Source organism: Dactylosporangium sp. CA-052675 (assembly GCF_050947935.1).
Taxonomy (GTDB): domain Bacteria; phylum Actinomycetota; class Actinomycetes; order Mycobacteriales; family Micromonosporaceae; genus Dactylosporangium.
The window spans coordinates 1,443,758-1,466,342 of the sequence record NZ_CP192010.1 but is presented as its reverse complement, the minus strand read 5'-3'; the positions used below and the strand labels follow the sequence as shown (position 1 = coordinate 1,466,342).

Below are 22,585 nucleotides of genomic sequence, written 5' to 3'. Positions count from 1 at the left end.
ACGGGCGACTCCCCCGCGGTCAACTCGTCCCGGCCCCGGGCGCCGGCGGCCGGCTCCTCCCCGGGGCCGTCCGCGTCATCGTCGGCCCCGGCATTCGCAACCGGCTCATCATCGACCGGCTCATCATCGTCGAGCACGCCGCGATCGATCTGCGCCGCCGCCCCCGCAGGAAGCGCACTCGTCCCCGCCCACCCCCCGCCGTCGGACATTTCCGACACGTCAGAGATGCGGGGAGCGACGTCGACGAACCGCGGCACCGCGGCGGCCGCGGCGGCCTCCGCGGCCTCCGCGGCCTCGGCGGGCGAGTGCCCGTCCGGCGACGGCATCAGCGGCGGCAGGGCGGCCGGCGGCCGCGGCGTGGCCAGCGGCGGCGCCGAGATCGGCGGGGCCGACACCGGAGCCGCGAACGGCGGCGCCGAGATGATCGGGTCCGGCGACGCCGCCACGAGGGCCGAGGACGTGATGAGCGGCTCGAGCCCAGCGACGAGCACGTCCGCGACCTCCGCCGCGTACTGCCCGTCCGGGTCGTAGTCCGGGTCGAAGACGGTGACCTGCGCGCCCAGGCAGCGCGGGTCGCTGACGAGCCCGCTGAGCAGGATCTCCAGCTCGCGGTAGGCGATGCCGCCGACGTCGGGGGCGTCCACCGCCGGCATCACGGCCGGGTCGAGGACGTCCACGTCGATGTGCACCCAGAAGCCGGCGCAGTCGCGCAGCTGCTCGCGGGCCCACTGCGCGGACCGGGCGGCCCCGTTGGAGCGCAGCTCGGGCACGGCGCGGGCGACGATCCCGGCGGCCTGCAGATCGAGGCGGTACTCGTCGTGGGTGCGGATGCCCAGGAGGGCGACGTCGACGTCGCGGAAGTACGGCCGGCGCTGCTCGATCGAGGCGAGGTTGGCCTGGCCCCGGCCGGTCGCGAGGGCCAGCGCCTCGCCCGCCGCGGCGCCCACGTAGGAGGCGTTGCCCTCGTGGCGGAAGTCGGAGTGCCCGTCGACGTAGACGAGGCCGATGCGCCCGCCGGCCTCGTTCTGGTAGCGGCGCATGGCCAGGCCGGCGCCGAGCAGGATCGAGCAGTCGCCGCCGAGCACGAGCGGGAAGTCGCCGGCGCTCAGGACCGAGCCGATGCGGTCGGCGAGGCGCTTGACGAACACGGCGATCTCGGCCGACTGGGCCACGCCGTCGCCGGGCTGCCACCCCGCCGGGTCATACCGCGGCGGGGTGATGCAGCCGGCGTCGCGCGCGCCGAGCCGGGTCAGCAGGTTGTGGTCGCGCAGCGCGCCGGGCGCCTTGGCGCAGCCGGGCACCGAGGTTGCGGTCGGTGGCCGTAACCCGAGGTTGCTCGGCGCGTCGACGACGGCGATGCGGCGCACGGCGGCCGCCGTCAGAACAGCGCGCTCGCCAGTGCCCGGCGGGCCTTGGCGACGGCGGGGTCGTCGGGGCCGGCGATGGCGAACAGCGAGAGCAGGTGCTTGCGCACCGCCTCGCGCTCCTCGCCGGCGGTGCGGCGGACGAGCCCGACGAGGCGGGTGTACCCCTTGTCGGCCTCGCCGGTGAGGACCTCGACGTCGGCGGCGAGCAGCTGGGCCGGCAGGTCGTCGGGCGCGTCCTGGGCCGCGGCGAGCGCGCCGGCCAGGTCGACGCCGTCGGTGCGCCGCAGCAGGCCGACCTGGGCCAGCCCGGACTCGGCGATGATGTCGTTCGGGGTCTCGTCGAGGATCTTCTGGTAGGCCGCCTCGGCCGCGTCGAGATCCCCGTCGGCCATCGCGTCGTCGGCCGCGAGCAGCCGCGGGTCCTCGGGCCGCTCGACCTCGACGCCGGCCGCCTTCAGCACCGCGTCGATCCACTGGCGCAGGTGCGGCTCGGGCAGCGCCTGGTTGAAGGCGTCGACCGGCTGCCCGCCGACGATCGCGACGACGAACGGGATGTTCTGGATGCGGAACATCTGCGCGAGGCGCGGGCTCGTCTCGACGTCGACCCGCGCGAGCGTCCAGGTGCCCGCGCCCTCGGCCGCGAGCGCGGCCAGCAGGGGCGAGAACTGCTGATCCGGAGCGCTGCCGGCGACGTAGAAGTCGATGACGACCGGCGCGGTCAGCGAACGCTGGATGACGTCCTGCTGGAAGCTCGCCTCCGTGACCTCGATCACGTTGGCGCCGGCCGGGGCGCCCGCGGGGGCATCGGGGGCGGGCCGCGCCGCGGCCGCGGTGTTGCGAGCGGCCAGGGCGCCGAGGTCCACCGCCCCGCGGGTGAAGATCGACTGTGACTGGCGTGGGTCGGTCATGGCCCTAGTTTTGCACGCGGCCCTAGTGGTCTGCCGCAAGTGATCGGTCGGATCCACCCGCTACCAGTGTGACGGCCCCGTCGATGTGCTCGACGGTGAAGAGCGTGCCGGGCGGGAAGTCGCCGAGAACCTCCGGCGGCAGCTGCACCGTGCCGTCGCCCGCCACCACCGCGAAGTCCTGGCCGTCGCGGCCCTCGGCGCCGACGCGGCCGTCGCGGATGGTCACCGCGCGCCCGAGCCGGGTGCCGACCTCGCCGTCGTGGGTGACGACGACGATCGTGGTGTTGCGCTCGCGGTTGACGGTCTCGAGGGCCTCCAGGACCTCGTCGCGGCCGTGCGTGTCGAGCTGGCTGGTGGGCTCGTCGACGAGCAGCAGGCCGGGGCCGGCCGCGATGCCGACGGCGAGCGCCGCGCGCTGCCGGGCGCCGGGGGCAAGCTCGTCGATGCGGGCGCGGCCGAGGCCGGGCAGGCCGACGAGGTCGAGGATGCGGTCCGGGTCGTCGAGCTTGATGCCCTCGGTGCGGGCCGCCCGCCGCTGGGCCAGCCAGATGTTGCGGTGCAGCGACGCGTACGGCAGCAGGTTGCGCGCCGCCCCCTGCAGCACGACGCCGATCTCGGTACCCCGCAGCCGGGCGATCTCCCCGTCGGAGAGCTTGCCCATGTCGTACGTGCCGATGTTGACCCGGCCGGCCGACGGGCGCATGAGCCCGGCGAGCAGGGCGATGAGCGTCGACTTGCCCGACCCCGAGGGCCCGACGAGCGCGAGCGTCTCGCCGGGGCCGATCGACAGGTCGACGCCGGCCAGCGCCACCACGTCGCCCGCCTCGGCCCGGTAGATGTGCACGACCCGCCGGCAGGCGACCGCCAGTCCGTTCATCGCGTCCCCATTCCCATCGCGGTTCCTCAGCGCTTCAGTGTCGCGGCCGCACGCAGTCTCGCGCCGGCGACGAGCGCCGCGACGGCGAGCAGGACCGCCGCGGCTGCCCAGGCGACGGCGACCGGCAGCGGCGAGGGCCAGTATGCGGCCTGGAAGCCCTGGGCATCGTCGCTGAACACCGGAAGATACTCGCGCACCAGCAGCCAGCTGGCCAGCGCCGCGAACGGGGCCAGCACGACCGCGGCCCCGACCAGCGCGAGGTAGCCGCTGGCGGCCGCGTCGCGCCGGGCGATGCCCTGGCTGCGCAGGGAGCGCATCTCCCCGGCCCGGCGCTGGCGGTCGAGGCTCGAGACCAGCCACAGGGCGCCGATGGCGAGGATCACTCCGAGCACGCCGGCCAGCTCGTGGAAGCGCAGCGCGATGGCCGGCCCCTGCTCGTCGAGCGCGTCGCGGACCGGGCCCAGGGGCCGGTCGAGGCTGATCGTCAGGCCCTGCTTGCGCAGCTGGTCCACGACGTCCGCGGGCGCCTTGGGACCGAGGAAGATCTGCGGGTACAGCGCGTCGCCCCCGTCGGTCGAGAGCCGCTCGGCGTAGTCCAGGTCGACCAGCCCGCCGCCGTAGCCGAGCCGCGGCACGGTCTCGACCTCGCCGGCGAGCCCGATGGGCTGCACCGTGCCGTCCAGGCCCGCGATGTGGTCGCCGAACCCGGCGGTGCGGGCCGCGATCAGGGGCAGCGGCGTGGGCACGTCCGTCGGCATGACCCGCATCGCGGTGTCGGCGCCCTTGTAGTTGGAGATCTCGGCCCGCAGCCCGTCCGGCTGCGCGGTGAGGGTCGGCACGAGCAGCTTCGGCCCGGGCGTGTCCGGCACCCGCCAGCCGTCGGCCTGGGCGAAGCCCGCCTCGTCGACGATGGCCTTGCCGTGCTGGCTGAGGCTGTGCAGCACGACGTTGGCGTCGAAGCCGCGCGCCTCGGGCTGCTCCATCTCCAGCGCCGCGAGCCGGCAGCCGTTGACGCACATCGGCAGGTTGCGCACGTAGGTCTTGCGGCCGGTGCTCACCTGGCCCAGGTCGACCCGGCCGACGTCGGAGCCGTCCTTGGGCACCACGACCGCGACCCAGTGCACGCGGAAGGCGTCGACCAGGTTGTCGATGCTGACGTCGAGCGACAGCTCCTTGTTGTCGACCTGGATCGTGTCGCGCCCCAGCGGCGGGTGCAGCAGCTCCGCCGCCTTCTGCGCGGACAGCCGCGGGTCGTCCCACAGCGCGGTGGCCGCGAGCGCCCGGCTGTCGACGGCGAGCACCGGCGGCGTGGCGTCCTCGGTGACCGGCAGCATCGCGGTCGCCATCGCGAACTGCCCGTTCGGGTCGACGGCGCGGACCTTGGACAGCAGCGCGGCCCGGCTGAGCGGGTCGACGGTGAGCACGCGGGGCGCGCCGAGCTGCACCCGGGCGCGGTGGTCGCGGGCGTCGGCGGACGCGCTGGCCGCGGTGGAGGCGAAGACCAGCAGGCCGATCGCGACCACGAAGAGGGCCAGGATCCGCTGGGTGCCGGGGCGCCGGGAGAGCGCGTAGGCGGCCAGCATGGGCCCGATCCGCCCGCGCCGGGAGGCCCGCCGCCCGACGCGCTCGGCGACGGGCAGCACGAGCCGGGCCGCGACCAGGGCCACCGCGATGACCACGGCGGACGGGGCGACGAGCGCGAAGCCGGTGAGCCCGCCACCGCCCCGGCGCAGCTGGACGACGGAGACGACGGCCAGCACCACGACGACGACCTCGAAGACCGGCGCGCCCCAGCGCGAGATCCGGCTGGGCACGTTGCGCAGCAGGTCGACGGTCCGCTTGGCCAGCTCGGCGCGCTGGGCGAACAGCGCGGCCAGCAGCGCGCCGGCCAGGGCGACGGCCGCCCACCAGTTCAGCCCGGCCTTGATCGGCACGTCCGAGGAGGTGCTCAGCAGTGCCCAGGCGGCCAGGCGCACGACGTAGTGGCCGAGGAAGAACCCGGCGACGGCGCCGGCCAGGATCGGCACGATGCTCTCGCCGGCCGCGAGCCACCAGCGCCGCGGGACGGTGAGCCCGCGCAGCGAGAACAGGCCGAGCTCCCGGCGCCGTTCCTGGGTCGCGGAGGCCACGGCGATGAACAGCACGAACCAGCAGAGCAGCACCAGCGGTACCGCCGCCACCGGCACGACCTGGGCCACCAGGCTCCGGTCGCCGTCGATGCGCTTGAGCAGGGCCGGCAGCCCGGTGCTGACGACCGCGTGGCCGGGCAGCGCCTCGAGCTTGCTCTTGCCGTCCTGGACCTGGGCGCTGATGCCGTCCAGCGACTCCCGGGTGATGGCCGAGTCGTCGATGACGACGTCGAGGGCCTGCTTCTCCGGGCCGTGCTCGAGCGCCTCCAGCGTCAGGCGTCCGGCGAAGGCGGGCTCGGTGGTGAACCGGGCGCTCGGGCGGGGGTTGAAGTAGTCCAGGTCGGACCAGTACTGCTCGGCCTTGTTGCGGGGGTCGTAGGAGCCCACCAGGGTGAGCGAGGCCCGCTTGCCCCGCTCGACGAAGTCGCCGCCCTGGGGGTCGACGGTCGCCCAGGCGGCCTCGAACACGTCGCCGATGTGCAGCCCGAGATCGCGCACCTGGGCCGTGCTGAGGATGACCTCGGTCTCGCTGACGAAGCACCGGCCGGCGGTGATGCGCAGGTGGGAGCAGACGCCGTCGCGGTAGACGAAGCGCGGCGCGATGCTGTTGGCCTGCGGCGCCGGCGGGGGGATGAGGATGTCGTACTCGGTGCTGAAGACGCTGGCGAATCCGCTGCCGTTGAACAGCTGCGGCAGCAGGTTCTCGAAGTCGTGGTCCGTGGGGGTGGGCGAGGTCCGCCGCGCCTGCACGACCCGCTCGCTCGTCGTCGCCGCGGCCACCTGGCTGTGCACGACCGCGCGGTCGGCGGTGGTGGAGTAGACCGGCGCGCTGACGGCCGCGGCCATCGCGAACACGGCCAGCAGGAACGCGGTCAGAGCCTGCCCGGGCCGCGCCCGCACCATCGCCAACGCAAGACCGATCATGCCGCCACCTCCGCGAGCGCCGGCGCCGGCCCGACCACCGAACCGGACCCCTGGTGAGCGGCCCCTCCGCTGCCAAAGCTCACGGCTTGCTCCAACCGTCGGCGAAGTAGGGCAGGACGTCGCCGATGTAGGCGCGGATGACGGCGGCCAGGATCAGCCCGAATATCAGCGAGGTGAGGGCCAGCACGAGGTACCCCTCGACGCCCACGCGTTTGACCATGCGGGCCGACGCGCCCTGGGCTCGCAGAGCGCCCAGCTCCCGGGCCCGCGGCCGGCGCTCGACGGCGGCCACGACGACCGCGGCCCCGATCGCCAGCGCCAGCCCGACGATCGCCGAGAGCAGCATGAACTGCAGGGTGAGCGGCGGGCCGAAGGACGCGTACCGATCCGCCGTGCCCGCGATCGACTCCTCGCCGAGCACGATCAGCCCCTGGTCCCGCAGCAGCCGCGTGATGTTCGCCGGGGCGCTCGCGTTCAGCCACACCTGCAGCGAATCGCCCGCCCCGAAGTCCGCGCCGAGCCGGTCGGCGTACTCGAGATCGAGCAGCACCCCCTTGGTCCCCAGCTGCGGCAGGGCCCGCGCGGTCGCGGCGATCTCCTCCGAGATCGACACCGAGCCGAATCCGACCCGCTGGTCGCCCACGAGCCGCTGCTGCAGCCGGGTGGCCCGCACGCTCGGCAGCGGGGCCGGCGTGTCCAGCGGGTACACGCCCGGATCGTTGGTGCCGCCGTTGCGCTGCGGGGCGACGGTCAGGTGCAGCCCGTCGTCGACCGGCGCGGCCACCAGGTTGGGCGGGTTGCCGTTCACGCCCAGCCGCCAGCGGGTCCGGTCGGCGAGCAGGTCCTTGCCCAGCACCGGCTGCCCGCCCGCGGTCGCGCCGTGCACGACGACGTCCACGCCGGCCCGGGCCGCGAAGAAGACCTTCTGCTCCGTGGTCGACTGCACCAGCTGCAGGGAGCTGAGCCGGCAGCCGGGCGCGGTCGCGCAGGCCGGCAACGATGCCCGCAGCGTCGCCCGGCCCGAGGCGAGCGGGCCGAGCCGCGCCGCGACCCGCTGGCCCTTCGCGTCGGCGAAGACGACGTCGAGGTACACCACCCGGTCGGTGTCCCCGTCGATCCGGGCGGTGAGGTCCACGGCCAGGTCGCCGCCGGTCATGGTCACCGGCGCGGGGGCGTCGGGGTGCAGCAGGGCCGCGGTCTGGGCGGCGCCCGGCCCGTACTCGGGCCGCCAGGTCGCCACCTTGGCCAGCCGCGGGCTGTCGACCAGCAGCACCCGGTCGCTGTTCGAGCGCACCGAGGCCACCGCGGCCATCGCGTATTTCCCGGCCGGGTCGGCGGCCCGGACGGCGGTGAGCAGGGCGAGCCGGTTCTCGGCCCGGACGGTGAGCACCCGGTCGGCGCCGACCTCGAGCTCGGCCCGGGTCTGCCCGTCGGTGCGCCCGGCGTTCCAGGTCAGCGCGGACGTGGTGAGCAGCGCCACGGTGGCGATCATGAGCGCGGCGAGCCGGTGCACGCCCGGCCGCCGGGCCAGGTAGATCGCGGTGAGCGCGCGGGCGGGGTGGCCGTGGCGCAACGCCCCCTCGACCGCGCGCCCGGCCGCGAAGGTGATCAGCCGCGCGGCCACCAGCGCGAAGGCCAGCGCGGCGAGCCCGGGCGCCAGCAGCGCGAGGCCGGCGGCGTCGCCCTCCGCGCGGTGCTTGACCTGGTAGACGGCGACGACCGCGAGCACGACGAGCAGCAGGTCGAACAGGTCGCGCCAGACGCGGCTGCGGGCCGAGGCCTGGCGCAGCAGCTCGGAGACGCTGGAGGACAGCGCGCGACGCTCGGCCAGCAGGGCGGCGAGCAGCGCGCCGAGCACGGCCAGGACGACCGCGCCCACCGACAGGGCGAGCGCGAGCGCGTTGACCTCGGTGTCCTGGATGGCGCCGGTGACCGCGGTCGCGGCGGCCCACCCGATCGGCAGCCCCAGCACCGCGCCGACCAGCATCGGCAGCGCGCTCTGGCCGCTGACCAGGGCCCAGGTGCGCATGCGGGTGGCGCCGCGCAGCTTCACCAGGCCGATGTCCGGGCGCCGCTCCTCGCCGGTGTACTTGACCGCGAGGTACAGCGCGAACCAACACAGCACGAGCAGCTGGAAGGCGCCGACCGGCACGCCCAGCGACACCAGCCGGCGATCGCGCTCGACCTTGTCGATGGTCACCGGCAGCTGGGTGTTGAGGGTCAGCCGGTTGTTGCCGGCCTCGACGGTCGCCCCGGCCAGCCGCGAGCTGACGTCCCCGGGCGCGTTGTCGACGAGCAGCCGCGGCTCGGCCACCATGTCGGTGATCGTGCGGACGGCGACCCCGGCCGGGGCCAGGCTGTGGTCGAACAGCGCGGGGGCGGCGAGCACGGCGTCGTCGACCGGCTCGGTGATCTCGGGCGGGGCGCCGGTCGGCAGCTGCTTGGCGACGAGGTCGTTGTTGCTGCTCCAGAACGGGGCGTTGGGGTCGTCGGGGCGGTACACGCCGACGACCTTGAGCGGCAGCGGCCGGGCCAGCTTCGGCGTGACGTAGGTCAGCGTGTCGCCGGCCTTGACCCGCAGCCAGCGGGCGGTGCGGTAGCTGAGCGCGACCTCGTCGGCGGCGGCCGGGCAGCGGCCCTCGAACGTCGCGTGCGAGCAGGCGTCGGTGCGCACGACGAGCTGGGAGTCGGTGGTGCGCTCCTCGTTGCCGCCGCCCTTGGCCGTCTGCGAGCTGCCGGTGGTCGGGCGGCCGTCGAGATAGGCCTCCGTGTACGTCACCAAGCCCGACAGCCCCACGATGCGCTGGGTCAGCTGGGCCTGGGCGGCGATCTGCGCCTCGACGGACCCGCCCTCGACGGGCCCCTCGCCGATCGTCTCAAGCGACCGTTCCTGGATCGGCGCGTGCTCCACGTGCCGGTTGGCGATCCGCTCCGTCGAGGCCAGCACATACCAGGGCGCGGCCGCCGCGGCCGCGGCCGCGAGGGTGCTGAGCAGCACCAACGTCAGCGCTTGGACACGGCGGGCCCGCAACGCTGCAAGCACGACTGCCAGCAAGGCCCCTCCCCCGAGGTCTAGTCGTTCGTAAGAAGACCAGCGGGGGAAGGTGCCGGTTGCGGAGTTACATTGCGGTTCGGTAACGCCAGAGGGCTGGACCGGTGCGGCTAGAAGCGGGCCGGCTCGCGGTAGATGCCCCACTCGTCCTTGAGCGCCCCGCAGATCTCGCCGAGCGTCGCCTCGGCCCGGGCCGCGTCCAGCATCGACGGGATCATGTTCTCCTCGCCGCGCGCGGCCGCGACCATGCGCTCCAGCCGCTCCTTGACCGCCGCGTTGTCGCGCTGGGCGCGCCGGGCGGCGAGGAGCTTGTTCTGCTCCAGCTCGACCTCGTGGGAGACGCGCAGGATGTCCAGGTCGCGGGTGACCGAGCCGGTGTGCACGTTGACCCCGACGACGCGCTTGTCGCCCTTCTCGACCGCCTGCTGGTAGGCGAAGGCGGAGTCGGCGATCTCGCTCATGAACCAGCCGTCCTCGATCCCGCGCAGGATGCCCGCGGTGATCGACCCGTCGTGGCCCATGTCCCGGATGCGGGCGAAGATCGCCTCCGCCTCGGCCTCGATCTTGTCGGTGAGCGCCTCGACGTACCAGGAACCACCGAGCGGATCGGCGACGCTGGTGATGCCGGTCTCCTCCATGAGCACCTGCTGGGTGCGCAGGGCGATCTCGGCGGCCTCGTCGGTCGGCAGCGCGAGGGTCTCGTCCAGCGCGTTGGTGTGCAGCGAGTTCGTGCCGCCCAGCACGGCCGCGAGCGCCTCGACGGCGGTGCGCACGACGTTGTTGTACGGCTGCTGCGCCGTCAGCGAGACCCCGGCGGTCTGGGTGTGAAAGCGCAGCCAGAGCGCCTTGTCGCTGGTGGCGCCGTAGACGTCGCGCAGCCAGCGGGCCCAGATGCGCCGCGCGGCGCGGAACTTGGCGATCTCCTCGAAGAAGTCGATGTGCGCGTCGAAGAAGAAGCTGAGCCCGGGCGCGAACGTGTTGACGTCCAGCCCGCGGGACCGGCCCAGCTCGACGTAGCCGAAGCCGTCGGCGAGGGTGAAGGCGAGCTCCTGGGCGGCGGTCGAGCCGGCCTCGCGGATGTGGTACCCGGACACGGACAGCGGCTTGTAGCGCGGGATGTTCCGGTTCGTGTACTCCATGAGGTCGCCGATGAGGCGCAGGTGCGGCTCGGGCGGGAAGAGCCACTCCTTCTGGGCGATGTACTCCTTGAAGATGTCCGTCTGCAGCGTGCCGTCGAGCCGCGCGAGATCGGCGCCCTGCCGCTCAGCCGCCACCAGGTACATGCAGAAGACCGGCACCGCGGGCCCGGAGATGGTCATGCTCGTGGTCACGTCGGCCAGCGGGATGCCGTCGAAGAGCACGTCCATGTCGGCGGCGGAGTCGATCGCAACGCCGCAGTGGCCCACCTCGCCCAGCGACTGCGGCTCGTCGGAGTCGCGGCCCATGAGGGTGGGCATGTCGAAGGCCACCGAGAGGCCCCCGCCACCCGCGCCGAGCAGCATCTTGTACCGCGCGTTGGTCTGCTGCGCGTTGCCGAACCCGGAGAACTGGCGGATGGTCCACGTGCGGCCGCGGTACCCGGTCGGGTGCAGGCCGCGCGTGTACGGGTATTCGCCGGGCCAGCCGATCCGCTCGAAGCCGGGCACGTCGGCGCCCTCGGGCGGGCCGTACACGGGCTCGACCCGCGTGCCGGACAGCGTGGTGAAGTCGGCGTCGCGCTTGCGGGCCTCGTCGTAGCGGCGCTGCCAGCGGGCGCGCCCCTCCGCGATGTCGTGGGCATCCATACCACGATGCTAGCGGGCCACCTGAACGATCGCTAAGGCCCGCGCCGCTCGACGCGGGCCTCGCCGATCCCGCCTACTTCGCCGCCTTGTCCCGCTCCTCGACGTGCACGTCGTCCACGACGATGTCCACGGCGGTGACCTCCAGGCCCAGCAGGTTCTCCACCGAGCCGATGACCTGCGTGCGCACCTTCTCCGCCACCGAGTACACGACGTAGCCGTACTCGATCACGAGCGTCACCCGCACCGTGGCGTTGCGGCCCTCGAGGCGCACCGAGACGCCCCGGTTGCCGTGCTCCCGCTCGTCGTCGCCGAGGCCGATGCGGTCGCGGACCGCGGCGAACACGCGGGCGACGTCGCCGCCGAGGTCGTAGACGCCCTCGACCTGCCGCGCGGCGATGCCGGCGATCTTCTCCACCACCTCGTCGGCGATGGTCGTGGTGCCCCGGTCGGCGGTCAGCTCCGCGTTGTTGCGCAGCCGGTCGACCACCTGCGACGCGACCCGCCCGGAGGCGGCGGCGGTGCTGGCCGCCAGCTCGCCGACCCGGTCCGCCGCGCCGGCCGCGAACGTGGTGACCTTCTCGGCCGCGTCGTCGAAGCGGGAGTGCTCCTGCCCCGGCGCCCCGGCCTGGGCCGGCACGACGACGCCCGAGGCCGGCTCGACGGTGGCGAGCGCGTCGCCGGTGAGATCGGGGTCGTGGATGTCGGTGGTTTCGCTCATGATCACTACTCCCCAGAGTCATGAAAAACGCGAGCAGCGTACTCGCGAATCAGGCCCCGAAGGTGGCTTGAGTCACGGCGAAGACAGTGCGGTCAGCCGCGCACCAGCTGGGCCGCCCCGTCGGAGAGGTGCAGCTCGCGGTCGCAGGCGGCCGCCGCCTCCGGGTCGTGGGTCGCGAACACCACCGCGGCGCCCCGCCGGGCCTCCTCCTGCAGCAGCTCCATCACCTTCTGCCGGTTGGTCGCGTCCAGCTCGCTGGTCACCTCGTCGGCCAGCAGCACGTCGCCGTGCAGGGCCAGGCCCCGCGCGATCGCCGTGCGCTGCTGCTGACCACCGGAGAGCTCCTCCACCAGCTGGTCGGCCTGCCCGGCGAGGCCGAGCCGCTCGAGCGAGGTGACGGTGGCGCGCCGGGCGTCGGCCGGGGCCGAGCCGCCCGCGATCATGGCGACCTGGATGTTCTCCTGGGCGGTGAGGATCGCGGCGAGCCCGTTGTCCTGCGGGATGAGCACCACGCGCTCCGCGACGGCGTGGTCGCGGTCGCGCAGCGGCGTGGCGTCGACCGTCACGACGCCCTCGGCCGGGCGCAGCAGGCCGGCCATCGCCCACAGCAGCGTGGTCTTGCCCGCGCCCGAGGGCCCGGTCACGGCCAGGATCTGGCCCGGGGACACGACGACCGAGACGTCGCGCAGCACAGGGTGGTCCCGCTCGTACGCGACCGTGACCCCGTCGACCGTCAGCGTCTTCACTGCAATCCCTCCACGTTGGCTCCACGTCCTGCGGCAGGTGCACCGTACCGTCCGGCCCGAGCGCCGACCGCCGACGCTCACCAGGAGAGAGTCGCCGCGGCCGCCGCCGGTTGCGTCCGCGCGGCGGATCGACGGACCGGTCGATCCGTGGACACTAGCCGAGCTGGGCCAGCAGGGCACCGGCCGCGGCGTAGGGGTCGGTGCGGCCGCCCGCGACGTCGCGGGCCAGCGTGGCGAGGGCGTCGCCGCGGCGCAGGTCCTTCATGCGGGCCCGCAGCGTGCCCAGCGCGATCGCCTCGATCTCGGCCTCGGCGCGCCGCACCCGGCGGGCGTCGAGCTCGCCGGAGTCGCGCAGGTGCCCCCGGTGCGCCTCGATCGCCTCGACCAGCTCGTCGATGCCCTCGCCCCGCGCGGCGACGCAGCGCACGACGCGCGGGCGCCACTGCCCGGGGGCGCGCTCGCCGAGGCCGATCATGTTCTGGATGTCGCGGTAGGTGGCGTCGGCGCCGTCGCGGTCGGCCTTGTTCACCACGAACACGTCGGCGATCTCCAGGACGCCGGCCTTGGCCGCCTGGATCGCGTCGCCCATGCCCGGGGCGAGCAGCACGACGGTGGTGTCGGCCAGCCCGGCGATCTCGACCTCGGCCTGGCCGACCCCGACGGTCTCGACCACCACGGGGTCGCAGCCGGCGCCCTCCAGCACCCGGGCCGCCTGGGGCGTGGCCGCCGAGAGCCCGCCGAGGTGGCCGCGGCTGGACATGGAGCGGATGTAGACGCCGGGGTCGGTGGCGTGGTCCTGCATGCGCACGCGGTCGCCGAGGATCGCGCCGCCGGTGAACGGGCTGGACGGGTCGACGGCGAGCACCCCCACCCGCCGCCCGGCCTTGCGCAACGCCCGGACGAGCTCGTTCGTCGTCGTGGACTTGCCCACGCCCGGCGAGCCGGTCAGCCCGATCACCGCGGCCGCGCCGGTGTGCGGGGCGAGCGCCGCCGCGATGGCCGGCAGCGCCTCGTCACCGTCCTCGACCAGGCTGATCAGGCGCGCCACGGCGCGGGGGTCGCCCTCCCGGGCGGCCCCCACGAGCGCGGGCACGTCGCGCGAGCGGCGGATCGTCACTGCTTGGGCACGCGCAGCAGCAGCGCGTCACCCTGGCCGCCGCCCCCGCACAGGGCCGCCGCGCCGAGGCCGCCGCCGCGCCGGCGCAGCTCCAGGGCCAGGGTGAGGGCGAGCCGGGCGCCGCTCATGCCGATGGGGTGGCCGAGCGCGATCGCGCCGCCGTTGACGTTGACGATCGCCGGGTCGATGCCGAGGTCGGCGGTGGACTGCACGCCGACGGCGGCGAAGGCCTCGTTGATCTCGACCAGGTCGAGGTCGGCGGTGCTCAGCCCGGCCTTGCCCAGCGCGTGCTTGATGGCGTTGGAGGGCTGACTGGTCAGCGAGTTGTCCGGGCCGGCCACGTTGCCGTGGGCGCCGATCTCGGCGAGCCAGGTCAGGCCCAGCTCCTCGGCTTTGGCCTTGCTCATCACGACCACGGCGCAGGCCCCGTCGGAGATCGGCGAGGAGGTCGCGGCGGTGATGGTGCCGTCCTCGGTGAACGCCGGGCGCAGCTTGGCCAGGCTCTGCGTCGTGGTCTCGGGCCGGATCTGCTCGTCGTCGGCGACGACCAGCGGATCGCCCTTGCGCTGCGGGATCTCGACCGGAACGATCTCCTCGGCGAAGTGGCCGTTCTTCTGCGCGGCGGCGGCCTTCTGGTGGCTGGCCGCGCCGAACGCGTCCTGGGCCTCGCGGGTGATGCCGAGGCGGGCCACGTGCCGCTCGGTCGACTCGCCCATGGAGACCTGGTCGTAGGCGTCGGTGAGCCCGTCGAGGGCCATGTGGTCCTTGATCACCACGTCGCCGTACTTGTACCCCTGCCGCTGCCCGATCAGCAGGTGCGGCGCGTTGGTCATCGACTCCATCCCGCCGGCCACGACGATGTCGAACTCGCCCGCGCGGATGAGCTGGTCGGCGAGCGCGATCGCGTCGAGGCCGGACAGGCACACCTTGTTGATCGTGAGGGCGGGGACGTGCATGGGAATCCCGGCACCCACCGCGGCCTGGCGCGCGGGGATCTGCCCCGCGCCGGCCTGCAGGACCTGACCCATGATCACGTACTGCACCTGCTCCGGCGCCACCCCCGAGCGCTCGAGCGCGGCCCGGATCGCGATCTCGCCCAGTTTGGTGGCCGGGAAGTCCTTGAGGGCGCCGAGCAGGCGGCCCATCGGCGTGCGGGCGCCGTTGACGATCACCGACTGAGTCATCGCAGGAGACCTTCCGAGAGAAGGTTCACATCGCATCGTCGCGACCTGAACGTTGGATCAGTTCAGACTATCGCCATGGAGACCTCGACTCAGAAGTTGGATATATCACCCATCGGCATCCAGCGCATCGACCACGTCGGCATCGCCGTGGCGGACCTCGAGGAGGCGATCGCGTTCTGGGGCCGCGTGTTCGGCATGCGCTGCGTCCACGAGGAGACCAACGAGGAGCAGGGCGTGCGCGAGGCCATGCTCTCGGTCGGCCCGACACCCGAGGGCGGCTGCCTGCAGCTGCTGGCGCCGCTGTCGCCGGAGTCGCCGATCGCCAAGTTCCTCGCGCGCAGCGGCCCGGGGATGCAGCAGCTGGCCTACACCGTGACCGACGTGGACGCCGCGTGCGCCGCCCTTCGCGAGCGCGGGGTGCGGCTGCTGTATCCGGAGCCCCGGCGCGGCACCGCCGACTCCCGCATCAACTTCGTGCATCCCAAGGACGCCGGGGGCGTGCTCGTCGAGCTGGTACAGCCCGCTGATGCAGTTTCTCACTAGCGCCTTCCGCGCCTAGTTACCGGTCAGTAACGTCCGGCCCGGGGATCGAGATGTGTGGGTGGTCCCCATGGTCGTCGGCCGCCGTGTGCGGCGACGCTTCCTCACCGGACGTTAGGAGCGCCAGCGATGCAGCACATCCTCGACGCGATCATGCAGGCGGAAGGAGCCGCGGACCCGGCGGCCGAGCTGCGGGCCGTGGCCGGGCTCCCGGTGCCGGACAGCTACCGGGGCGTGGTGGTGCGCGCCGGCGAGGCGGCCATGTTCGACGGGCTCGAGACGCGCGAGAAGGACCCCCGCAAGTCCCTGCACGTGCAGGAAATCCCCACCCCCGAGGTCGGGCCCGGCGAGGCGCTCATCGCCGTGATGGGCTCGGCGGTCAACTACAACACGGTGTGGACCTCGATCTTCGAGCCGGTTTCGACGTTCGGGTTCCTGCGCCGGTACGGCAGCTTGAACGCGCTCGCCGCGCGCCACGACCGGCCGTACCACGTGGTCGGCTCCGACGCGGCCGGCGTGGTGCTGCGCGTCGGGCCCGGGGTGAGCAAGTGGAAGCCGGGCGACGAGGTCGTCGCGCACTGCCTGAGCGTCGAGCTCGAGGACGCCGCCGGGCACGACGACACGATGCTCGACCCGCAGCAGCGCATCTGGGGCTTCGAGACCAACTACGGCGGCCTGGCCGAGCTGGCCCTGGTCAAGGCCAACCAGCTCATGCCCAAGCCCGCGCACCTGTCCTGGGAGGAGGCGGCGTGCCCCGGCCTGGTCAACTCGACGGCGTACCGCCAGCTCGTCTCCCACCACGGCGCCCGGATGAAGCAGGGTGACGTCGTGCTCATCTGGGGCGCGTCGGGCGGGCTGGGCTCGTACGCGGTGCAGTTCGCCCTCAACGGCGGCGCGACGCCCGTGTGCGTGGTCTCCAGCCCGCAGAAGGCGGAGCTGTGCCGGGCGATGGGCGCCGAGCTGGTGATCGACCGCTCCGGCTTCCGCTTCTGGCGCGACGAGCACACCCAGGACACGGACGAGTGGAAGCGCTTCGGCGCCGAGATCCGCGCGCTGACCGGCGGCGAGGACCCCGACATCGTCTTCGAGCACCCGGGCCGCGAGACGTTCGGCGCCAGCGTGTTCGTGGCGAAGCGGGGCGGGACGATCGTCACGTGCGCGTCGACCTCGGGGTTCGCGCACCAGTACGACAACCGGTATCTGTGGATGCACCTCAAGCGCATCGTGGGCTCCCATTTCGCGAACTACCGGGAGGCGTGGGAGGCCAACCGTCTCATCGCCCGGGGGCGCATCCATCCGACCCTCTCCCGGGTGTACTCCCTGGAGCAGACCGGGCAGGCGGCGTACGACGTGCATCGCAACCTCCACCAGGGCAAGGTCGGGGTGCTGGCCCTCGCCCCGTCGGAGGGCCTCGGCGTGCGCGACGCCGCGCTGCGCGCCCGGCACGAGCCGGCCATCAACCGCTTCCGCAACCGCTGACCCCACGCACCCGGCCCCGCTTCCGCAATCGCTGAGCCCACGCCGCCCAGTCCGCCTCCGCGACCGCTGAGCCGAGACCGCCCAGTCCACTTTCGCGACCGCTGAGCCGAGGCCGCCCAGTCCACCTCCGCGACCGCCGAGCCGAGGCCGCCCAGTCCACCTCCGCGACCGCCGAGCCGAGGCCGCCCAGTCCGCCTCCGCGCCTCACACCCGCGCCCGGTTCCCCCGGGCGCGGGTATGTCGCCCGCGCCGGGCCGGGTGCGGGCGCAAAACGGCGCGGACCGGGCACGACCAAGGCACGGACCCGGGCGGCACGGGCGTGGGGCCGGGCGTGGCGCGGGGCGGGCGCGGCGCGGGCGCGTGACGGGCGCGGGCGCGGACGCGTGACGGGCGCGGGCGTGGCGGGCGCGTGACGGGCGCGAGCGCGTGACGGGCGCGGGCGCGGTCGCATGGCGGGCGCGGGCGCGGTCGCGTGGCGGGCGCGGTCGCGGTCGCGTGGCGGGCGCGGTCGCGGGGCGGGCATGGCGCGGTCGCGGGGCGGGCATGGCCGGGCGCGGGACGCGCATGGCCGGGCGCGGGACGCGCATGGCGCGGGCGCGGGGCGGGCCGCGGCGGGCACGGGCGCGGCGTGGGTGCGGACTCGGCACCCGCGCGGTGCTCACCCGCGGTCACTCGATCCCCACTCGCGCGGTGGGGATCAAGCACCCCCGCGTTCCGGTCATCCGGCCGTTCGCGCCGCGCGTCCCGATCATCTCGCCACGCCCAGAAAGCGTGACAAAAACGCGGCGTGTCCTGGCCTGGGAAAGTTGACCATGAGGGCCGTATGGAAGATAGCCGTTCCACCCTTGCGAACTCCCCCGGGTGGTCTGCAAGTATGTGCCAATGCCCCAGCAGCAGTCCTCGGTTGACTTCTTCCAGAACGGCTCCGATCACGAAGAGCTGAGTGTCGTCCTGCGCGGTTACGACCGTCAGCAGGTCGACAGCAAGCTGCAGCGCCTCACCGCGCAGATGCAGCAGGCCAATCAGGCCCGCGAAGAGGCCGAGGGCCGACTCGCCGAGGCCCAGCGCCGGGTCCGTCAGGCCGAGCAGCGCCTCGGCACGATGGAGCAGAAGCTCAGCGACACCAACAAGCAGCTGGAAGAGAACAACCGGCCGACGCTCTCGGGGCTGGGCACGCGGGTCGAGCAGATCCTGCGGCTGGCCGAGGAGCAGGCCAACGACCACCGGGGCGAGGCCAAGCGCGAGTCCGAGGGCATCATCTCCGCGGCCCGGCTGGAGGCCCGCGAGATCACCGACAAGGCGCGCGCCGAGTCGGCGGCCATGAAGGCGACCGCGGAGCGCGAGGCGGGCAACCTGCGCACGGCCGCCGAGCGGGAGGCCGCCGAGGTCCGGGTGCAGGCCCGGCGCGAGGCCGACACGCTGCGGGCGGACGCCGAGCGCGAGACCAAGCAGCTGCGCACCGCCACCGCGCACGAGGTCGCCGAGCTCAAGGCGACCGTCGAGCGCGAGGTCGCCACGCTGCGGGCCACCGCCGAGCGGGAGATCACGCAGCTGCGGGCCAAGGCCGCTCGCGAGGCCGAGGAGAAGCGCGCCGAGGCGACCAAGCTGCTCACCGACGCCCGCGACAAGCGCGACAAGGACCTGCAGTCCCTCGCGCTGGAGATCGCCGAGCGGCAGGAGAAGGCCGAGCGCGACGAGTCCGCGCGCCACGCCTCCGCCGTCGCCGCCACCCAGAAGCTGGTCACCGAGGCCGAGGGGCGCGCCCGGGCGGCCGAGGACCGGGCCAAGGAGATCGAGCAGCGCGCCGAGACCCGCCGCGTCGAGTCCGAGCGGGCCGCCGCCGAGACCGTCGACAAGGCGAAGAACCTCGCCGACAAGACCGTCAACGAGGCCCGCGCCGAGGCCCACCGGGTGCTCAGCGAGGCCCGCAGCGAGGCCGAGGAGACGACGCAGCGCGCTCGCCGCGAGGTCGAGGATCTCACCCGCCAGAAGGATGCGGTTACGTCGCAGCTTGGGCAGATGCTCTCCGGCCTGGCCGGCATCATGCCGACCGCGCCGCCGGCCCAGGGCGGCGGCGACAAGAAGGGCAAGTCCGGCGACGGCGAGAAGGTCTCCGCCTGACAGCAGCGGGTCGCGGCGATCGTGCCGCTGCTCAGGATTGCGGGCCGCTACCGGAACCGGACCGATTGCAATCATTCACGGGGAGTTCGATCGCACGTCCCGTCACGCGCAGTGTGTAATTGCGCGTGGCGGGACGTTGCGTGTGAGGATGGGTGTTATGTCAGACGGCGGCGACCTCTTCAACTCGGGCACCGGGGTGTCCTCGGAGCCAGACTTCGAAACGGCGATCCGCGGATACCGGCGTGACCAGGTCGACAAGTACTGGACGCAGTCCGAGAACGAGATCGCCGCGCTGAAGCTGGAGAACGAAGAGGTGTGGGGCCAGGTCCAGGCCCTCGCCTCGCAGGTCCAGGACCTCCAGATGGAGCTGCAGGAGCTGCGCCGGCACGCGCCCGGGCGCGGCGAGGTCGTCTCCTTCCGCCACCTCGGCCCGCGCGTCGAGCAGATCCTGGGCCTCGCCGAGGACCAGGCCGCCGACATCCGCGCCGGCGCCGTGCAGGAGATCGCCGGGCTGCGCGCCGAGGCCGAGCGGCTGCTCGCCGAGGCCCGCAACCGGGCCGCCAAGGCCAACGAGGACTTCGAGCTCGCCCTCGCCGCCCGCCGCGCCGAGGAGGAGCGCTCGGTCGCCCACCGCCGCTCGTCGCTGGACGCCGAGGCCCGCGCGATCGAGGACCGCGCCGCCCAGGCCCGCGACGAGGCTGAGCGCATCGTCGCCGCCGCCCAGGCCGAGGCCCAGCGCATCAGCCAGGTCACCACCGCCCAGCTCGAGCAGGCCCGCGCCGAGAACGAGGCCCACGCCCACCAGGTGCGCACGGCCGCCGAGCAGCACGCCGCCGCCGTCAAGACCGAGGCCGACCAGCACGCCCACGCCGTGCGGGCCGCCGCCGAGCAGGAGACCGCCGGCGCCAAGTCGCACGCCGCGGCGCTGATCGCGCAGGCCCAGGAGGAGGCGGCCACGCTCGCCGCCCGGGCCAAGCACGAGGCCGACACGCTCACCGCCCAGGCTCAGCAGGCCGCCGCGGCCGTGGCCGCCAAGGCCCAGGAGGCCGCCGAGGCGATCGCCAAGCAGGCCCAGGAGCACGCCGCCACCGTCGCCGCGCAGGCCCAGGAGGCCGCGGCCGCCCTCGCCGCCCAGGCCGAGGCCGCCGCCGCCGAGGCCGCCGAGCAGGCCCGCCGCAAGCTCGAGGCCGACACCGTCACCGCCAAGCAGGCCGCCGACGCCGAGGTCGCCACCCACCGCGAGACCCTCGAACAGCAGCTGCGCGACCTGCGCGCCGCCCACGACGCCGAGCTCGCCGAGCTGCGCGCCGCGGCCACCGCCGAGGCCGAGTCCCTGCGGACCGCCGCCGCGACGGAGGCGGACACCCTGCGCACCGCCGCCGCGACGGAGGCCGACACGCTGCGCGCCACGGCGTCGACGGAGGCCGAGTCCCTGCGCACGGCCGCGGCCGCCGAGGCCGACTCGCTGCGCACCGAGGCCGCGACCCACGCCGAGACGGTCAAGGCCGAGGCCGCCACGCACGCCGAGACGGTCAAGGCCGAGGCCGCCACGCACGCCGAGACGGTCAGGGCCGAGGCCGCCACCCAGGCCGAGGCCCTGCGCGCGCAGGCCGCCACCAAGGCCGACGAGGCCCTGAAGGCCGCCGAGACCGCCCGCGCCGCCGCCGAGGCCGAGGCGGCCGAGATCCGCGCCGCCGCCGACACCGAGGCCGAGCGGTTCAAGGCCCGCATCGCCGCCTTGGAGGCCGAGGCCGACTCGCTGCGCGCGGCCGCCGCCGAGGCCGAGACCCTGCGCGCGACCGCGTCGGAGGCCGACTCCCTGCGCACCGCGGCCGCCGAGGCCGAGACGCTGAAGGCGAAGGTGGCGACGCTGGAGGCGGAGGTCGCGACCGCCCGGGCGGCGCTGGAGTCCGCGAAGGCCGAGGCGGCCGAGGCGCTCAAGGCCGCGGAGGCGAAGGCCGCCGAGGCGCTCAAGGCAGCGGAGGCGACGGCAGCGGAGGCCAAGGCCGCCGAGACGAAGGCGGCGGAGGCGAAGGCGGCGGAGCCCAAGCCGAGCACGAACGGCAACGCGAAGTCCAAGGCCCAGGGCGCCAAGGCCACGAAGACCGAAGAGCCCCGGGCCGCGAAGGCGGAGGAGCCCAAGACGGACGGGGTCGAGCTCGACGAGGAGCTGACCGCCACCACCGCCGCGCTCCCGACCAACGGCAAGGTCACCGTCGAGGCCAACGGCACCCGCTGACCCCGATCCCCCAAGAGACCCGGATCATCCCCCAGGACGCATAAGTCAGGAAATCGACAGACGACACCGCGGCCGTCTGGCGAACCATAAACTCACCTCCCACCCGTCGACGATCGGGAGCTTCGCTATGCGCGTGCTCGTCACTGCCCATGACCGCCGGGAAGCCCGGCACGAGCGGCGGGTGTCGGCGTGACCACGGAGCACGTCCCCCGCGTCTGTGACGCCTGCGACGAGGACAAGCTCGTCCCATTCGCCGAGCTCGGCGACGTCCCGGTCCTCAACGGCGTGCACTGGGAGGCGCACGGCGACGCCGTCGCCTCGCCGACCGGCCGGATGACGCTCGCCGCCTGCCCGCGCTGCGCGTACGTGCGCAACATCGCGTTCGAGCCGGACCGGCTGGCGTACGACACGACGGTGGACACCAGCCGGTACTTCTCCCCCGCCTTCCAGCGCTTCTCCACCGAACTCGTCGAGAACCTCAACGAGCGGTACGACCTCAACGGCAAGCTCGTGCTGGACATCGGGTGCGAGCAGGGCGAGTTCCTCAAAGAGCTCACCCGGATCGGCGGGGCCACGGGCGTCGGCTACGACGCGCGGTACGCCGGCGAGGAGGGCCAGCAGGGCGCCACCACGTTCCACAGTGCGCTGGCGCCCCGCAAGGACGGCCTCCCACGGTACGACTTCTTCACCTCCCGCCACTGGTTCGAGCACCTCGACGACCCGTACGAGTTCCTGGTCGACCTGCGCGAACAGGCCGCCGGGCGCGAGGTCTTCGGCTACGTCGAGGTCTCCGACGCCGCGCACGAGCTCGCCGGCGCCGGCTGGGAGGTCACGTACCCGCGCGTGTCGTACTTCGGCGCCTACGCCCTCGCGAGCATCTTCGGCCGGGCCGGCTGGACGGTCGAGTCGACCGGGACGCTGTTCTCCGGGATGTACCGCTACATCGAGGTCTCGGCCAACCGCCCCCGCGCCGGCGGGCACGTCGCGCACACGGGCGAGCTGCCCTCGCTGCGGGCGCGCGACAAGCAGCTCGCCGCCGGCGCCGGCTTCGCGGAGCGGCACCACGCCGAGCGGGAGCGCTGGCGGGCCACCATCGCGCGCCTCGACGCCGAGGGCGCCAAGCCGGTGCTGTGGGGCGCCGGGTCGCGGGGCGTGCAGTTCCTGGCCCTCGCCGACCGCGAGCTGACCCTGGCCGGCGTCGTGGACCTCAACCCGCGCAAGTGGGGCCGGTTCCTGCCCGTCACCGGGCACCGGGTCGACCCGCCGTCGTCGCTGACCGCGCTGCAGCCGAAGGCGGTCGTCATCACCAACCCGGCGTACCAGGAGGAGATCGCCAAGACCCTCGTGGAGCTCGGGGTGGCCGCCGAGATCCACGTCGCCTGAGCGGCGGGCACCGGCGA

Annotated in this window: 14 protein-coding genes and 1 pseudogene; 5 read left to right on the top strand and 10 right to left on the bottom strand. The window is 74.1% G+C overall.

Annotated elements, in window-relative coordinates; genetic code table 11:
- Positions 1-466 precede the first annotated feature (466 nt).
- The 10 genes and pseudogenes from ACQP1P_RS06575 to ACQP1P_RS06530 form a co-directional block, all read right to left on the bottom strand.
- A pseudogene (locus ACQP1P_RS06575) lies at positions 467-1,367 on the bottom strand (arginase family protein); the annotation flags it as partial.
- Between the two features lie 11 nt (positions 1,368-1,378).
- Positions 1,379-2,275 carry a tetratricopeptide repeat protein gene (locus tag ACQP1P_RS06570; protein ID WP_433084098.1) on the bottom strand — a complete coding sequence of 299 codons (897 nt, stop codon included), beginning with the start codon at positions 2,273-2,275 and terminating at the stop codon, positions 1,379-1,381.
- A gap of 22 nt (positions 2,276-2,297) precedes the next feature.
- Positions 2,298-3,152, bottom strand: coding sequence for an ABC transporter ATP-binding protein (locus ACQP1P_RS06565; RefSeq protein WP_433084096.1), 855 nt, complete (start codon positions 3,150-3,152; stop codon positions 2,298-2,300).
- Positions 3,153-3,178: 26 nt separating this feature from the next.
- Positions 3,179-6,205: an ABC transporter permease gene (locus ACQP1P_RS06560; RefSeq protein WP_433084094.1), complete on the bottom strand. Its 3,027-nt coding sequence runs from the start codon at positions 6,203-6,205 to the stop codon at positions 3,179-3,181.
- Between the two features lie 79 nt (positions 6,206-6,284).
- Positions 6,285-9,203: an FtsX-like permease family protein gene (locus ACQP1P_RS06555; protein WP_433084092.1), complete on the bottom strand. Its 2,919-nt coding sequence runs from the start codon at positions 9,201-9,203 to the stop codon at positions 6,285-6,287.
- Positions 9,204-9,367: 164 nt separating this feature from the next.
- Positions 9,368-11,041 carry an acyl-CoA mutase large subunit family protein gene (locus ACQP1P_RS06550; RefSeq protein WP_433084090.1) on the bottom strand — a complete coding sequence of 558 codons (1,674 nt, stop codon included), beginning with the start codon at positions 11,039-11,041 and terminating at the stop codon, positions 9,368-9,370.
- Positions 11,042-11,114: 73 nt separating this feature from the next.
- Complete coding sequence (locus tag ACQP1P_RS06545; RefSeq protein ID WP_433084088.1) at positions 11,115-11,759, bottom strand: Asp23/Gls24 family envelope stress response protein; 645 nt, start codon at positions 11,757-11,759, stop codon at positions 11,115-11,117.
- A gap of 92 nt (positions 11,760-11,851) precedes the next feature.
- Positions 11,852-12,505, bottom strand: coding sequence for an ATP-binding cassette domain-containing protein (locus ACQP1P_RS06540; protein WP_433084086.1), 654 nt, complete (start codon positions 12,503-12,505; stop codon positions 11,852-11,854).
- 154 nt (positions 12,506-12,659) lie between these two features.
- Positions 12,660-13,622 carry a methylmalonyl Co-A mutase-associated GTPase MeaB gene (gene meaB / locus ACQP1P_RS06535; RefSeq protein ID WP_433084084.1) on the bottom strand — a complete coding sequence of 321 codons (963 nt, stop codon included), beginning with the start codon at positions 13,620-13,622 and terminating at the stop codon, positions 12,660-12,662.
- Positions 13,619-14,806, bottom strand: coding sequence for an acetyl-CoA C-acetyltransferase (locus tag ACQP1P_RS06530; RefSeq protein WP_433084082.1), 1,188 nt, complete (start codon positions 14,804-14,806; stop codon positions 13,619-13,621). Before ACQP1P_RS06530 ends, meaB begins: the two co-directional genes overlap by 4 nt.
- A 96-nt stretch (positions 14,807-14,902) precedes the next feature.
- On the opposite strand from ACQP1P_RS06530, the gene mce reads away from it, so the two are divergent.
- From mce to ACQP1P_RS06505, 5 genes are all read left to right on the top strand, one after another.
- Positions 14,903-15,349 (top strand): methylmalonyl-CoA epimerase, encoded by a 447-nt coding sequence (gene mce, locus ACQP1P_RS06525; RefSeq protein ID WP_433084080.1) that lies wholly within the window; start codon positions 14,903-14,905, stop codon positions 15,347-15,349.
- A gap of 126 nt (positions 15,350-15,475) precedes the next feature.
- Positions 15,476-16,825, top strand: a complete 1,350-nt coding sequence (ccrA, locus tag ACQP1P_RS06520) for a crotonyl-CoA carboxylase/reductase (protein WP_433084078.1) — start codon at positions 15,476-15,478, stop codon at positions 16,823-16,825.
- Positions 16,826-17,707: 882 nt separating this feature from the next.
- Positions 17,708-18,946 carry a cell division protein DivIVA gene (locus tag ACQP1P_RS06515; protein WP_433084076.1) on the top strand — a complete coding sequence of 413 codons (1,239 nt, stop codon included), beginning with the start codon at positions 17,708-17,710 and terminating at the stop codon, positions 18,944-18,946.
- A gap of 157 nt (positions 18,947-19,103) precedes the next feature.
- Positions 19,104-21,185 carry a hypothetical protein gene (locus tag ACQP1P_RS06510; RefSeq protein ID WP_433084074.1) on the top strand — a complete coding sequence of 694 codons (2,082 nt, stop codon included), beginning with the start codon at positions 19,104-19,106 and terminating at the stop codon, positions 21,183-21,185.
- Between the two features lie 189 nt (positions 21,186-21,374).
- Positions 21,375-22,568: a class I SAM-dependent methyltransferase gene (locus ACQP1P_RS06505; RefSeq protein WP_433084073.1), complete on the top strand. Its 1,194-nt coding sequence runs from the start codon at positions 21,375-21,377 to the stop codon at positions 22,566-22,568.
- The last annotated feature ends 17 nt before the right edge of the window (positions 22,569-22,585 follow it).

What these genes read in the sequence shown, in the direction of transcription:
- ACQP1P_RS06570 (WP_433084098.1), bottom strand. Translation starts at nt 2,275, where the DNA reads ATGACCGACCCACGCCAGTCACAGTCGATCTTCACCCGCGGGGCGGTG.
- ACQP1P_RS06565 (WP_433084096.1), bottom strand. Translation starts at nt 3,152, where the DNA reads ATGAACGGACTGGCGGTCGCCTGCCGGCGGGTCGTGCACATCTACCGG.
- ACQP1P_RS06560 (WP_433084094.1), bottom strand. Translation starts at nt 6,205, where the DNA reads ATGATCGGTCTTGCGTTGGCGATGGTGCGGGCGCGGCCCGGGCAGGCT.
- ACQP1P_RS06550 (WP_433084090.1), bottom strand. Translation starts at nt 11,041, where the DNA reads ATGGATGCCCACGACATCGCGGAGGGGCGCGCCCGCTGGCAGCGCCGC.
- ACQP1P_RS06545 (WP_433084088.1), bottom strand. Translation starts at nt 11,759, where the DNA reads ATGAGCGAAACCACCGACATCCACGACCCCGATCTCACCGGCGACGCG.
- ACQP1P_RS06530 (WP_433084082.1), bottom strand. Translation starts at nt 14,806, where the DNA reads ATGACTCAGTCGGTGATCGTCAACGGCGCCCGCACGCCGATGGGCCGC.
- ccrA (WP_433084078.1), top strand. Translation starts at nt 15,476, where the DNA reads ATGCAGCACATCCTCGACGCGATCATGCAGGCGGAAGGAGCCGCGGAC.
- ACQP1P_RS06515 (WP_433084076.1), top strand. Translation starts at nt 17,708, where the DNA reads ATGCCCCAGCAGCAGTCCTCGGTTGACTTCTTCCAGAACGGCTCCGAT.
- ACQP1P_RS06510 (WP_433084074.1), top strand. Translation starts at nt 19,104, where the DNA reads ATGTCAGACGGCGGCGACCTCTTCAACTCGGGCACCGGGGTGTCCTCG.